The 13,762-nt window shown below is 55.4% G+C and carries 11 protein-coding genes; 5 read left to right on the plus strand and 6 right to left on the minus strand.

The features are described 5' to 3' along the window. Positions 1-74: 74 nt before the first annotated feature. Both MED193_RS03615 and mtnA read right to left on the minus strand, forming a co-directional pair. Positions 75-752 (minus strand): class II aldolase/adducin family protein, encoded by a 678-nt coding sequence (locus tag MED193_RS03615; protein WP_009808288.1) that lies wholly within the window; start codon positions 750-752, stop codon positions 75-77. Beyond that, positions 742-1,857, minus strand: a complete 1,116-nt coding sequence (gene mtnA, locus MED193_RS03620; protein ID WP_009808289.1) for an S-methyl-5-thioribose-1-phosphate isomerase — start codon at positions 1,855-1,857, stop codon at positions 742-744. The genes MED193_RS03615 and mtnA overlap by 11 nt, the downstream gene beginning before the upstream one ends. Before the next feature lie 929 nt (positions 1,858-2,786). On the opposite strand from mtnA, the gene MED193_RS03635 reads away from it, so the two are divergent. The 3 genes from MED193_RS03635 (at position 2,787) to MED193_RS03645 (ending at position 7,439) form a co-directional block, all read left to right on the plus strand. After that, positions 2,787-3,752 carry a TAXI family TRAP transporter solute-binding subunit gene (locus tag MED193_RS03635; RefSeq protein ID WP_009808290.1) on the plus strand — a complete coding sequence of 322 codons (966 nt, stop codon included), beginning with the start codon at positions 2,787-2,789 and terminating at the stop codon, positions 3,750-3,752. Positions 3,753-3,897: 145 nt separating this feature from the next. Next, the gene (locus MED193_RS22225) at positions 3,898-6,999 is read left to right on the plus strand and encodes a TRAP transporter permease (protein ID WP_009808291.1); all 3,102 of its coding nucleotides are present in this window, start codon (positions 3,898-3,900) and stop codon (positions 6,997-6,999) included. Then, the gene (locus MED193_RS03645) at positions 6,996-7,439 is read left to right on the plus strand and encodes a universal stress protein (protein WP_009808292.1); all 444 of its coding nucleotides are present in this window, start codon (positions 6,996-6,998) and stop codon (positions 7,437-7,439) included. Before MED193_RS22225 ends, MED193_RS03645 begins: the two co-directional genes overlap by 4 nt. Positions 7,440-7,487: 48 nt before the next feature. Here the strand turns inward: MED193_RS03645 and MED193_RS03650 are convergent, their stop codons facing one another. From MED193_RS03650 to MED193_RS03660, 3 genes are read right to left on the minus strand one after another with little or no spacing between them, the layout of a single operon-like run. Beyond that, complete coding sequence (locus MED193_RS03650) at positions 7,488-8,540, minus strand: lipocalin-like domain-containing protein (RefSeq protein WP_050757568.1); 1,053 nt, start codon at positions 8,538-8,540, stop codon at positions 7,488-7,490. Continuing rightward, a complete protein-coding gene (locus MED193_RS03655) occupies positions 8,530-10,953 on the minus strand; it encodes an FtsX-like permease family protein (RefSeq protein WP_009808294.1) in 2,424 nt (807 codons plus the stop codon). The genes MED193_RS03650 and MED193_RS03655 overlap by 11 nt, the downstream gene beginning before the upstream one ends. Further along, complete coding sequence (locus MED193_RS03660; protein WP_009808295.1) at positions 10,950-11,606, minus strand: ABC transporter ATP-binding protein; 657 nt, start codon at positions 11,604-11,606, stop codon at positions 10,950-10,952. The genes MED193_RS03655 and MED193_RS03660 overlap by 4 nt, the downstream gene beginning before the upstream one ends. A gap of 166 nt (positions 11,607-11,772) precedes the next feature. Between MED193_RS03660 and MED193_RS03665 the strand changes: the two genes are divergently transcribed. Both MED193_RS03665 and MED193_RS03670 read left to right on the plus strand, forming a co-directional pair. Next, positions 11,773-12,630, plus strand: a complete 858-nt coding sequence (locus MED193_RS03665; protein ID WP_050757569.1) for a YihY/virulence factor BrkB family protein — start codon at positions 11,773-11,775, stop codon at positions 12,628-12,630. Positions 12,631-12,787: 157 nt separating this feature from the next. After that, positions 12,788-12,967: a hypothetical protein gene (locus MED193_RS03670; protein WP_009808297.1), complete on the plus strand. Its 180-nt coding sequence runs from the start codon at positions 12,788-12,790 to the stop codon at positions 12,965-12,967. Between the two features lie 21 nt (positions 12,968-12,988). Here the strand turns inward: MED193_RS03670 and MED193_RS03675 are convergent, their stop codons facing one another. Beyond that, the gene (locus tag MED193_RS03675; protein ID WP_009808298.1) at positions 12,989-13,720 is read right to left on the minus strand and encodes an RlmE family RNA methyltransferase; all 732 of its coding nucleotides are present in this window, start codon (positions 13,718-13,720) and stop codon (positions 12,989-12,991) included. Positions 13,721-13,762: the final 42 nt, after the last annotated feature.

A 13,762-nucleotide genomic window follows, 5' to 3' on the forward strand; every position in this document is an offset into this window, starting at 1 on the left:
CAGGGTTTTGCATCGCTACGCTTCGTTTTGCCTGGGGGGATGCGTCTTTTACCCAGAGCGCGAGCCCAACCTAGCTAACGCGTCTTAAGGCCATAATCTGAAAAGGCTTTTTTCGCTTCATTCATCTGCTTAGCATTCAGGATTTTTGGTGTTCCAATGCTGAGCGCGGTGACATAGCCCTTAGCCAGGGTCTCAAGCTCAATCATACGCCACAGGGCGCGTTCCAATGTGTCACCGGTTACCACGGCGCCGTGGTTGGCCATCAGGCAGGCGGATCTGTGGTCAAGCGCCCGAACCACGGCGTCGGACAGGTCTTGGGTGCCAAAGAGAGCATAGTCGGCCACGGGAACATCATCGCCGCCAAAGGCCGCCACCATGTAGTGACAGGCTGGGATTGGCTGGTTGTTCATCGCCAAGGCCGTACAATAGACGGGATGGGCGTGTACCACCGCCATTGCATCAGGCTTTGCCAGTAGAATGTCGCGGTGAAATTGCCACTCTGACGAAGGTTTCAACTGGCCCTTGCCCATGGGGGAACCGTCCAGTGGCATCAGAACCAACATTTCCGGCCGCATTTTTTCATAATCGAGTCCTGACGGCGTGATCAGCATGCCATCCTTGGTGCGCACTGAAATATTACCTGAAACACCCTGATTGACGCCTGCGGCCTGCATGGCGCGGCAGGCATCAATGATAGCCTGCCGGGTTTCAATGCTATCAAAAACAGGGCTTTGCATGAGATCAGGATCCATTTTCAACCACTTTAGCCGCCATTTCCGGGAACAAGGCAGCCAGGCCAGCCTCTGAGGCGGCGCAAATCCCGCGTTCGGTGATCAAACCGGTCACCAGATGATTGGGGGTGACATCAAAGGCCGGGTTCGCGACTCCTGTCCCATTTGGTGTCACTTGCAGCGAAGAGATAGTACCTTCGGCCGTTCTGCCCTGAATGTGGCTCACCTCTTCAGGTGAGCGATCTTCAATGGGAATTTCTGTGATGCCATCGGTTACGGTCCAGTCGATTGTCGGGGAGGGGAGGGCGACATAAAAGGGAATGTCGTTGTCCCTGGCGGCCAGTGCTTTGAGGTAGGTCCCGATCTTGTTGCAGACATCCCCTTGACAGGTGGTGCGATCGGTTCCGATGATCACCATATCAACCTGACCATGCTGCATCAGATGGCCACCGGCATTGTCGGTTATATAGCTATGGGGGATGCCATGGCTCCCCAACTCCCAAGCGGTGAGAGCGCCCTGATTGCGTGGCCGGGTTTCATCCACCCAAACATGTAACGGAACGCCCGCATCATGGGCCTGATACATTGGGCTGGTGGCAGTGCCCCAGTCCACTGTGGCAATCCAGCCAGCATTGCAATGGGTCAAGAGGCGCACAGGGCTGCCGTCCGTTTTCTTTGCGGCAATGTTCTGGATCACCTTTAATCCGTGTTCACCGATGCGCCTGTTGATTTCCACATCCTCCTCGGCGATCTCATGGGCGAGCGACAGCGCCGCTGCTTGTCGTTGACCCGGTGGCAATCCCAGGAGCAGGTCCCGACAGCGGTTCAATGCCCATCTGAGGTTGATCGCGGTGGGGCGGGTTTTGTTAAGGTCGTCCCATGATTGCTGCAAGGCCGCGTCGCTTGGATCTAGTCTCATGGCTAGCGCCATGCCGTAGGCCGCCGTGGCTCCAATCAACGGTGCGCCGCGTACATGCATATCCCTGATAGCGAGGGCAAAATCTTCCAGACTGTCCAACTGCTCTATGCGGAAATCATGGGGTAACCAGCGCTGGTCGATAATCTGTAAGGCCTCGGCTTCTGCATCCCACCACAGGGATCTATAGGGCGTGCCGTCAACTTTCATAGGGTCTCTCCGCGAGGGTGCACTTCCTTTGACAGTCCGGTTTGGACGATAGGGGTTGGAAGGCCAGATGTGCTGGTGCTGAAAATAGCATTGTACCAGATGAGTAACGGAGTTTTGACAGCTTTGGCGAGATAAAACAGACCATGCCCAGCGACATCAAATTAGTTGGTCCTGAGCCACATAGCCGCCTGGTCAGATCATTTCTGTGAAAGATCGAGGGTAGTCTTCACAGATCCTGCGGGCACGAAGGCCTCGCTCATAAGCCGCCATCAGAATTATCTGCCATTTCCGCGGGGTTGAACGGTATTCAGGTTCCACATCAAAGTGCATATGCACTTCTGCACTGTCTGGACTGTGCGGAATGCGCCGCGCCGCTTCAGAGACACATCTTTCTAGTGCCCAGAAGTCTTGTGCCCTAGGATTGTTCGCGACAAGATCGCTAAGTAGGATCACGGCTCTTTCCTTCTGGAGGATCATGAGAATCGCCCTAGAGTTGTTCAATTCATTTGAATATCACCTAAACAAGTTTGAAGCTCGTGTCATCGATACATTTGTGATCAGAAAGAGATTTGTCGTTTTTGCTCAAGAGATGAGAAAATGCGCCAGAGCGTCCGATCTGGTTGAGAACGCTCTTGCCTTTAGGTGCGACACTCTGCCACAGTGCTGCGACTCTTGAGGGGGAGAGCATGGGGAAAAATAACGGGCTTTTGTCACATGCGCGAAAAGCACCGTTTCATTCACTCAGCTTGATTTTGAAGCGGTTGACAGGTTCGCCCCCAAGCGGGCTAGCTTGAAGCGTGCGATCAGATCACCCCTCTTTCGTCACATTGGTCGTCAGGCCAGTGAGGAAAAAAGAGTGTGTGTAGTCGTCGTCGCCCCAACGTAGGGCGGCGAAATTTCATGAAAAACATCCTGGGAGAGATCTAAACATGAAACATACCAAACTTACCGTCGGCGCCTTTGTTGCAGCGGCCTTTATGGCGCCAGCTGCTCAGGCTCAGGAATACATCACAATCGGCACCGGCGGTGTGACCGGTGTTTATTACCCAACCGGTGGTGCGATCTGCCGTCTGGTCAACAAAAGCCGCAAAGAGCACGGTTTTAAATGCGCCGTGGAATCCACAGGTGGTTCTGTTTACAACATCAACACCATTCGTGAGGGCGAACTGCAGTTCGGCGTTGCGCAGTCTGACTGGCAGCACCACGCTTATCACGGCACTTCAAAGTTCTCTGAAAAGGGCGCCTATGAAGGTCTGCGTGCGGTATTCTCTGTCCACCCAGAGCCCTTTACCGTTGTGGCCCGCGCCGACGCCGGCATTTCCACCTTTGACGACCTGAAGGGCAAGCGCGTCAACATCGGGAACCCAGGTTCCGGTCAGCGTGGCACCATGGAAGTTCTGATGGGAGCCAAGGGCTGGGGTATGGAAGATTTTGCCCTTGCAACCGAGCTTAAAGCAGCTGAACAGTCCGCTGCCCTGTGTGACAACCAGATCGATGCCATGGTTTACACCGTTGGGCACCCATCGGGTTCCATTCAGGAAGCCACCACGGCCTGTGATTCCGTTCTGGTGACTGTGGATGGCGATGCTGTCTCCAAACTGGTTGACGACAATGCCTTTTACCGCACAGCAACCATCCACGGCGGCATGTACCGAGGCTCGGACGCGGACACCCAGACCTTTGGTGTTGGTGCAACCTTCGTTTCCTCTACCGATGTTCCAGAAGAAGCGGTCTACGCTGTTGTGAAATCGGTGTTTGAGAACTTTGACGCCTTCCGCAAACTGCACCCTGCCTTTGCAAACCTGAAGGCCGAAGAGATGATTGCCGATGGTCTCTCTGCACCGCTGCATGATGGCGCGGCGAAATACTACCGTGAACAGGGTTGGATTGAGTAATAAATCCAACGACATAGAAAGGGGCGCGGTTTCGTGCCCCTTTCCATTTACGAGGGGTTGCCCCCAAAACGAATAAACTCAGACGAGGCGCCGATCACGGGGCTTTTCCCAATACGACAGCCTTGGTCTGTATGGGAGATTATCCATGACATCCGATGTTCAGGGAAATCGACCGCTTAGCGAAGATGAACTACAGGAACTGGTTGCCTCCTCCGACGCGGGTGCGCGCAACCCGGTCGGAGCTGTGGGACTGTCCCTTGCTGTCATCGCTGTAAGCTGGTCTGTTTTCCAAGTCATTCTGGCCTCACCTTTGGCAAACTATTTGCTTCCAGGGGCCGTCAACAATAACTCACGGCTGATCCATCTCGCCTTCGCGCTGATGCTGGGCTTTATGGCCTATCCTGCGATGGGCCGTGAAAGCCGCAACCTGATTTCCTTTGCGCTTGGTCACCTTGGAACAGTGCTTGGGCTTGGTGCCTTTAGCGTGGCGGTGATGGTCACCATTGCGCCGGATATCTCGATGAATATGGCCGTTATAGTTGGTGCAGTGATCGCGCTTGCCTTGGTTGCCCCGACCTACCTCAATGGGAGCGGCGTTGCCACAGGAGGTGAGCGAGTTGTCAGTGCGGTGGGAATGTTTGTTGCTATCGTCGTCTTGTCTTACAGCGCTTTTGCCATTCTCGGGCAATACCTGTTGGGCGACTGGAGCAGCACCCTGCAGATCGCTGCACTTATCCTTGGGCTTGCCGTTGGTGGTTGGTTCGCTCTTTCCTATATTCGTCAATGGGATACGCCAGAGAACGACTTTGTCCCAGTTCAGGATTGGGCCCTGGCTGGTGCTGGTGTCTTTGTCTCCATCTATGGGTTTTTGAACTACCAAAAGATCGTCGACAGTGGCGGTTTGGCAGATGATATCGACAAGTTTTACGCGCTTGCCGGTCTGCTGATCCTGTTTGAGGCCGCGCGTCGCGCGCTTGGACCGGCTATGGCAATCATCGCAACGGTTTTTCTGGCCTATGTCTTCTTCGGCTCTTCTGAGTGGGTGCCTGAGGTTATCCGCTGGAAAGGGGCAAGCCTGAAAAAGGCGATGAGCCATATGTGGATCACCTCTGAGGGAGTCTTTGGGATTGCACTTGGAGTCTCAACCAAATTTGTCTTTCTTTTTGTGCTTTTCGGGGCACTTCTTGATAAGGCTGGTGCTGGGAACTACTTTATCAAGATGGCCTTCGGTGCCTTGGGTCACCTGCGCGGTGGTCCGGCGAAGGCAGCCGTTGTGGGTTCTGCCGCGACCGGTCTTATCTCTGGGTCCTCGATTGCCAACGTTGTCACCACCGGCACCTTTACTATTCCGCTGATGAAACGCGTCGGGTTTTCCTCGGAACAGGCCGGGTCGGTTGAAGTGGCTTCCTCGGTCAATGGCCAGATCATGCCTCCCGTCATGGGGGCTGCGGCTTTTCTGATGGTGGAATATGTGGGCATTTCCTATGTTGAGGTGATCACCCATGCCTTCCTGCCCGCCGCGATCTCCTATATCGCGCTGGTCTATATCGTGCATTTGGAGGCGGTGAAGCGGAATATGCCCACCCTGGGCAACCGCGAGGTCCATATGGCCCGTACCATTCTTGGGATGGCCAGCTTCTTTGCCGTCTTCGCGGGACTTTGTTATGGCAGCCAGTTCCCGGTCGAAGCGGCCTATAGATGGGTGCCCAGTTTTGCCGGAGTTCTGATGTTTGGCGTGGTCTTTGTCATCTATGTGGCGCTGGTTGCTCTGGCCGCAGGTATTCCGGATCTGGAACCCGATGATCCCAATGCCAAAGAGGTGGAACTGCCGGATATCTCCAAGATCTATAAGGCGGGCCTCCACTACCTATTGCCCATCGTTGTGCTGGTCTATTTCCTGATGATCGAACAGAAATCCCCTGGGCTATCGGCCTTCTGGGCCACGGCGCTGCTTTTTGTGATCCTGTTGACTCAGAAACCTATCAAGGCGTTTTTCCGCAATCAAAGCAATATGATGGCGACCTTTGTTGAGGGTTGTCATGATCTGTGGAGCGGCTTGATTGATGGCTCGCGCAACATGATCGGGATTGCACTGGCCACAGCTACGGCCGGCGTCATCGTCGGTACGGTAACACTGACCGGCGTTGGCCAGGTCATGGCGGATCTGGTGGAAACCATGGCCTATGGGCTCACCTATCTCAGTGCCATCGTGGTCCATGCCATCAGCCCGCTGACCGATCTGATTGGTATCACCAGCTTCCAGGGAACCGTGGCGGAACGGGCCGCAGATATGACAGGCACCATTCTGGTCTTTGTACTGCTCTGTGTTGGTCTGCTCTCTCTGGTTCTGGGGATGGGCCTGCCGACCACCGCCAACTACATCGTTGTCAGCTCGCTGATGGCGGGGGTTGTGGTGGAGCTGGGCGCGCAGTCCGGTCTGATCGTGCCGCTGATCGCTGTGCATCTCTTTGTGTTCTACTTTGGGATCATGGCCGATGTGACGCCGCCTGTTGGGCTTGCCAGCTTTGCGGCGGCGGCTGTGTCGGGCGGGGATGCGATCCGCACCGGCTTTGTCGCCTTCTTTTATAGTTTGCGAACAGTGGCTTTGCCTTTTGTCTTTATCTTCAACACAGACCTGTTGTTGATAGATGTCACCTGGACGCAAGGCATATTGGTGGCCATATCAGCAACCATCGCTATCCTGGTCTTTACCGCTGGCACCATGGGCTATTTTGTCACCCGCAGCAGGCTCTATGAGAGCTTCCTTTTGGTCTTTGTGGCCTTTGCGCTGTTCCGGCCCGATTTCTTCATGAACCGGATCATGCCTCCCCATAGTGCGGTTGCCCCAACGGAACTGGTGCAGGCACTGGATTTGGCAGAGGCGGGGCAGGAACTGCGCCTGACCATTGAAGGACCGGACTTTGACACGGGCGAGATCGCTTCAACCACTCTGGTTGTCGAGGTGTTGGAGGGTTTGGACGGCGCTGCCATGGCAGAAAAAGCCGGGTTGGTTCTCTTGCCAGAGGCGGATCAGATGAACCTGGACGCGCCGGGCTTTGGCACCCCTGCGGAACAGGATTTGGGTAGCTTTGACTTCTACGGGGATAGCCCTGTTTTTGTGAAGGAAATCCTGGCCCCAGCGGATCAGATGCCAAAGGAGCTGGTGTTCATTCCTGCGCTTTTGTTGCTGGGTTTGATCGCCATGATGCAAAGCGGCCGCGCCCGCAGAGAAGGAGAAACAGCATGAGCAGATCTGTACTTTGCGCGGTTGAGCTGAGCGACAAGGAAACCGACAAGATGGTGCTTGAGCAGGCGGTTAGATTGGCCGACCTGGATCAGGCTCAGCTGGATGTGGTGAACGTCCTGCCTGACTTTGGCGAGAGCTGGGTCTCTGGGTTCTTTGAGAGCCATCACCATGAGAAGGCGGTGGAGGACACCACCGCCCGGCTCAAATCAGTTTGCGCTGAAATTCTCGGCGAGGACCGCAATGCAAAGGTCCGTCATGTGGTGGCGACAGGCACAGCCTACCAGGAGATCCTAAAAGTGGCAGAGGCCGCCGGCAGTGATCTCATCGTGATTGGCGCCCATAAGCCGGATCTGAAGGACTACCTGCTCGGGCCCAATGCTGCCCGAGTGATCCGGCATTCAGGGTGTTCGGTTTTTGTCGTGCGCGCCCCACAGGCCTAAATTCAAATCAAAGGGGCGCTGTGGAGCGCCCCTTTGTTGTTGTCGTACTTATTCGTAGCCGGTCATTTCTAGATACCCTGTGCCCCTATGGCTGCCGGACACTGCTACCGGTCCCTCCCAATAGGCAAAGGTCACATCCATCCAACTTTGCGGGTTAAGGGCTTCAACTATCAAGAAAACATCCTTTTCCGGCAAGCGAAGTTCCCAGCGTACCGGGATCTTTCTGCCAGCCACCTCCGCCTGTGCCAAAGGAACTGCTTGGAAAGCACCAGGGGGCAGAGGCGTGACCTCGCCTGTGGCGGAAATCCAGGTGCCAGACCTGAAATCTTTTGCGCCATTGGCGCCCCGCAATACAAACCCCATCAGTTTTTCCCCACTGTCAAACCGCAGAGAAAACCAATCCCAACCACTTTGGTTTTCCGATAAGGGTTGGCTGGACCATTCGCGATCCAGCCAACCGTCACCGCTGACAGTGACTGGTCCAGAGGGCAGGGTAAGCCGGCCCGCTATCCGGTAGTTAGGCTGCGAGTAATAATAGCTGGCCTGGCCTTCCGGGGACTTCACCGAATACCCCTGCGCACCTTGCAAGACCAATGGGCCCTCTGCCTGTGCCTCGAGACTATAAGAGAAGGCATCTCCCTTGGCGGTGAGAGTAAGCTGCGACAGGTCCTCCTGACCGCTCATCTGCCAGTCATCAATCCAGGCCTGAAAGGGCGCCAATGTGACACCGGCTTGACCAATACCGCCACGGGCCAACCGCTCGGCCGAGAAATGCTCTGTGGCGCTGGTGAGGCCCGCATGGCCCATCCAGATCTGTGGACTTTGCCAACCTTCTGCTTCACCGGGGGCCAACGCACTTCGGAACAGTGTCCATTGTATGCCGTAGCTCTGACCCAGTTCATCTTCAAGGTTGGCGGTCAAATACCACCATTCAATGCGAAAATCCGGGTGTGGCCCGTGATCCATTGGAAAGGTCAGCGGGACGTCAGGAACCGGTACCGCAAATCCATCAGCCTCGGTCCCCAAGCCTGCAAATCCCTGGGCAAGGGCCGGGCTTGGGGCAAGGAGACACAGACACAAAAGGAACCGATTAACGCTCACTGGAAAACACCTTTAGTAGTGCGCTGGGATGAAGGCGAAACAGGCGCCATGCGGGCAATATCGCTGCCAAAAGTGCTGCCAGGAGCGACAGGCTGACAAGCCAGAGCCAGTCGAGCGGAAACAGATGGATCGGCAGGCGCCAGCCAAAGGCCTCTGTGTTGATGACCACCAGCAAGGCCCAGGACAGAACCAGCCCGAGGGGCAAGGCCAGAAGAGCAGTCAGGCCTGCCATCAACAGACTGCGCAAAACATCGATCTGTGCCAGGGCTTGTCGGCTGACCCCCATTGCCCAAACTGGCCCAAGCTGTGGCAAGCGCTGGCTCCAAAGAGTAGCGAGACTGGTGAAGATGGCAAAACTCGCGACCCCCAGTGTCAGCAGTTTCAGGCTATCTGTAACACGGAAAGTCTGGTCAAAAACCTGTTTTGAAGCCTCCTTGACTTGCCCCTGGTCCGTCACATTTTCGTTCGTTAAATCAAACGCTTCTCGCAGTGCATTGGTCAAGACAGGAATGTGATCTGGATCCAGGCGAACGCCAAAACGTTGGTTTTCCGCCTGTGGCGCGTTGCGCAGTAATTGAGGCATCGAAACAATCGCCTGGCCATGGGGATTGCCGTAGTCTGAGTAGATGCCTAAGACCCTGTGCGGCCATCCTTCGGGCAGGGAGAGTGTTTCATCGAGGTTGATGTTTTGACGCCGCGCGAGTTGTTCGCTGATAAGAATACCCTGGCCCTGTGCCAGAAGATCCCAGGCATCCGGCAGGACGTCAATCATGGGCCAGTTGTCGCGATAGGTCGGGTCATCGCGAACGCCGTAGATAGTGATTTGTCCAGATGGCTGCTGCAAAACCCTGGAACGGATAGGTAAAACACGCAGGCCTTTTTCCTCGAGCCATTGTTGTATCGCTTCCCCCTGGGCATCATCGCGCGCGGTGACATAGAGCTCAGAAGCAAGCCTTTGGTCTAGCCAATCAGAAAAGGTGAGCCTGAAGCTGGAAACCATTGTTCCGACGCCGATATTCGTGGCAAGCGCGAGCATCAATGCCATTAGCGCCAGGGAGAGACCTGGGAGCTGAGCACGGGCATCCGCCCAGAGCCAATGCCCAAGCGGGTGGCGCGTGGCGCTTTGACCCGCCCGCAAGATGTGCCAAAGGAAATACGGCAGCAACAGCGCGGTCCCGAGCATGATACAGCCAAGGAAGACAAAGCCACCACTGAGCCCACCAAGAAAGAGCAGCGACAGGACACCAAGCCCCAATAGTCCTGCTCCGAGCAGGGCCCATCCGTTGAAGTTGCGCAAAACCTGCTGCCCCCTGGCCCGGGTGGAAGGGGCCTGTAAAATGGGGAGGTGCCAAAGGGAAACAAACCCATATGAACTTGCGATCGATGCCCCCAGAAGCGTCATCGCAAGACCGGACAGCACCCATGCGAGTCGCAAAGACAGGGTGTTTTCAATTTCTGCCCCATAGAGCCCTGAAAGGGTCACGGCCACACCTGGCAAGAGAGCGGCCGCTAGAAAATACCCAATTATCAGACCTATAAGGCCGGAAATCAAAGCAATGATGGAAATTTCAACCACCAGTGCCAGGACCAAGTTGCGAAAGGGCAGCCCCAGACATCGCAGGGTACGAAACAGTCCGCGCCGCTGTTCCATGGCCAGGCCAATGGTGCCCTGGACAATGAACAACCCAACAACGAAGGATAAGAAGCCAAAGGCCGTCAGATTGAGATGAAAACTCTCGGTCAGGGCGCTTGGTTCGATGGCTGCACTGTTCGCAGAACTAAACCGGATGTGATCTGGCAGCTGACCCAGGGTCTTTGTTTCGGGTGGGTCCGGTCCAAGGTAGATCAGCCGTGTCAGACTGTCTGGCTTGCCAAGCAATCGACTAACAAGGGAGATGTCCGCAATCCCGCTGCCTAGTGGGACCGCATCAGAAAGATGAATGGCTAGCCCTTGCTTAGAGATAGCAAGATCAGCTGCGGTCTGTGGGTTCAAAATCAGCCCGCCAGGAGGGCGAAGTAAAGAGATCAGAAACGCCCCATCTGGGGCCTGGGCACCAGGGGCGGAGATGGTGGGAACGGGGGGAAAGGTCAGAAAGTCAAATCCAACAAGATCAATCCATTGGTTCTCAATCTTTAGGCGTCCTTCCAACACTGGGGACAATGGCCATCCCTCTCGCTTGAGCGCAACATAGTCTGCCACTGTCAGGGGTTTGTCTGTTGATACCAGGCTTTTCCGGTCGAATTCCTGCACAAAGCCCTCTGCCTTGGCATAGCTTGCCTTGGCTTCTGCGTTGATCGCCTGGACCGCCACCCAAAGGGCTGTTGCAAGGGCTAGTCCAACTATGAGCGCCGCCAGTTGAAACCGGTGCTGACGCCAATGAGACAGCAGGGCGCGCAGAGCAACTCCGGTCACGTTAACCCGCCAGTGCTGAGGTGCAGGCGCCTGTCGAGGGCTGAGGCAATTGTCGGGGAATGGGTGACCAAGAACAAGGCCGTGTTACTTTCTGCGACCAGGTCTAACATCAAAGCCAAGACGGCATTTCCGGTTTCTTCATCCAAGCTGCCCGTTGGTTCATCCGCGAGCAGCAGTTTGGGGCGCATCGCGAGCGATCTGGCAATAGCGACCCGCTGCTGCTGCCCACCAGAGAGTTGCTCGGGGTAGCGCGCCAACAGCTGGGCAAGGCCAAGGCGCTGTGCCAACTGATCTTCCCAATCCGGATCATACCGTTTCGCGAGCTTGGCCTGCAGCGAGATATTGGCCGAAACATTGAGTGAGGGAATGAGATTAAATTGCTGAAAAACAATAGATATGGAGGAGCGGCGTAACGCGGCGCGTCCGCTATCATCAAGGACGCTGAGAGAGGTGCCATCAACGCGTATTTCGCCGCTGTCAAACCCGTCCAATGCGCCAACAAGATGCAATAGGGTGCTTTTGCCTGATCCGCTCTCCCCGGTGAGCGCCAGTGATTTCCCAGCCTCCAGATGTAGCGAGACCCGATCCAGAATCGGCCGCTCCAGGCCGCTTTGGGGGAGTGTTTTGGTCACATCTGAAACGGTTAATACCATGTCTTGATCTGTTTCCCACTTGGTTGCCAGTGCTCAGGTGAATGGCTGGCTGGTCTCTTATCAGCAGTCAATACCTCTGCGGGCGCAGTGTCCAGCAAGTAGCTGTCCTAACGCCGGGCTCTGATATAGGGTGCGGGGTGCGACGGGGGCTTGGATGGCTGGAAGAATGATAAATCGTGTACTTCAGAATATCTGGGTGAAATCTCTTTGGCGCGCAGCACAGCAATTCAACCACAAAAACCACTGGGTGATGAGCAGCCATATTGCGATGTCGATGATGCTGGCGCTCTTTCCCTTTGTCTTGTTCACTGTCGCCTTGGCGGGGACAATGGCCAGTGTTTTTTCCCAAGGTATCGATCTGGACCATCTGGTTGATCTTGTTTTTGGGTCATGGCCAGAACCGGTCTCTACCCCGATCGTGTCAGAGTTGAACGCTGTTCTTGCCACCTCTAGCACAGGGCTTATCACGGTTGGCGGGTTTTTGGCGCTCTATTTCGCCTCCAACGGGGTAAATGCTGTACGCATTGCCATGGTCCAGGCCTATCATGATGTGGACCGGCGTCCCTTTTGGCTGTCGCGCATACTTTGCATAGGATTTGTGATCCTTGGCGGGGCTGGCATTCTTTTCGCCGCCCTGTTTGAGGTTATCTTACCGCTCTATCTCCATTATTTGGCAGACTTTTTCCCAGAGGTGGAGCTTTCGGGCTATTTGACATCCGGGTTGCATGGGCTGGTTGCCGTGCTGCTGCCGTTTTTTGCAGTGTTTCTCTGTCATCTGGTGTTACCAGGTCATATCCATCGGCTGTCCCATTTACTTCCTGGCACGGTTCTCACCGTCGCGCTTTGGTGGGGGGCTGGGATTGGCTTTGCTTTCTATGTGGGCTCCATCGCTCAATATTCGGCGACCTATGCAGGGTTGGCGGGGGCCATGGCAGCGATGATTTTTCTCTATGTGAATGCAGCTATCTTGATCTTCGGGGCTGAGTTCAACAACGCTCTTATCGAATTGCGCTTGACGGCATAGCTGCCGAGGCCTGGCCTGCATGAGGCGCCGACTTGGCAAAAATGCCACATGTTTCCGGATTGGAAACAATGGGGCAGCTTCGCCACATTTTGGCCGCTCTCAGATCTTACCCATTTTCTATCCCTCGCCCTGGGACACGATGAATAGGAAGATCACGATGAAAAGAATTGGTGCAGAACTGTTGGTTCCAAATCTGCTAAAACAGGCTTTGAAGAAATCAGGACTTGCCAAACAGATGTCGCAAAAGTTGCGGGTTTCCTTGCAGAGCGAAGGCGAGGGCGAAGATGCCCTCAAGCTGAGGGATCTGGCGTCGCAATCTCTTATGGGGCAACACTAAAGTCCAAGGGAAGGGCTATCACTATCCCTTGTAACCCATTGCCACCACAAATTTTTCCGAACTGTCCGAGCGAGACGACGGCGGCTTAACGTTGGCGACCTTGGTGAACTTGTTCTTCAGCAGTTTTTGCAATTCGCCTTCGGCTCCACCCGCCAGAACCTTGGCAACAAAGGTGCCGCCTTCTTCCAGAACATCAAAGGCAAAATAGGCGGCTGCCTCGCAGAGCGCTATGATCTTTAAGTGGTCGGTTTGTTTATGGCCCGAACTGGACGCAGCCATGTCGGACATCACGACATCTGCCTTGCCACCAAGCCATTCCTTGACCTGATCGTCTGCGCCTTCATCCATAAAGTCGAGCGTGTGAAACTCTGCCCCCGCCAAGGGTTCGATCTCCTGCAGGTCAACACCAATGATGCGGCCCTGCGCTTTACCGCGTTTTTCGCCCATGACATTGATGCGTTTCACGGCGACCTGTGCCCAGCCACCGGGAGCACAGCCCAGATCAACCACCCGCGCGCCAGGCACAAGAAAGCGATATTTGTCATCGACTTCCATGATTTTGTAGGCAGCGCGCCCACGATAGCCTTCGGCCTGGGCGCGTTTGACATAGGGGTCATTCAGTTGGCGTTGCAGCCAGCGAGTTGAACTCAGCCGCCGACCACGAGCGGATTTCACTTTGACCTTCAGATCCCGTTGGCCTCGACCAGAGGTGTTCTTGCCCGTGGGGGTCTTTCCTGTAGGCGTTTTTGCCATTGTCTTCACCGTTTTCGCCGCAGCCTTCAAAAGCGAAGGGCA

The organism is Roseobacter sp. MED193 (assembly GCF_000152965.1).
GTDB lineage: Bacteria > Pseudomonadota > Alphaproteobacteria > Rhodobacterales > Rhodobacteraceae > Pseudophaeobacter.

Bases quoted from the DNA above. Each gene is read 5' to 3' on its own strand.
- MED193_RS03615 (WP_009808288.1), bottom strand. From the start codon at position 752: ATGGATCCTGATCTCATGCAAAGCCCTGTTTTTGATAGCATTGAAACC.
- mtnA (WP_009808289.1), bottom strand. From the start codon at position 1,857: ATGAAAGTTGACGGCACGCCCTATAGATCCCTGTGGTGGGATGCAGAA.
- MED193_RS03635 (WP_009808290.1), top strand. From the start codon at position 2,787: ATGAAACATACCAAACTTACCGTCGGCGCCTTTGTTGCAGCGGCCTTT.
- MED193_RS22225 (WP_009808291.1), top strand. From the start codon at position 3,898: ATGACATCCGATGTTCAGGGAAATCGACCGCTTAGCGAAGATGAACTA.
- MED193_RS03645 (WP_009808292.1), top strand. From the start codon at position 6,996: ATGAGCAGATCTGTACTTTGCGCGGTTGAGCTGAGCGACAAGGAAACC.
- MED193_RS03660 (WP_009808295.1), bottom strand. From the start codon at position 11,606: ATGGTATTAACCGTTTCAGATGTGACCAAAACACTCCCCCAAAGCGGC.
- MED193_RS03665 (WP_050757569.1), top strand. From the start codon at position 11,773: ATGATAAATCGTGTACTTCAGAATATCTGGGTGAAATCTCTTTGGCGC.
- MED193_RS03670 (WP_009808297.1), top strand. From the start codon at position 12,788: ATGAAAAGAATTGGTGCAGAACTGTTGGTTCCAAATCTGCTAAAACAG.
- MED193_RS03675 (WP_009808298.1), bottom strand. From the start codon at position 13,720: ATGGCAAAAACGCCTACAGGAAAGACCCCCACGGGCAAGAACACCTCT.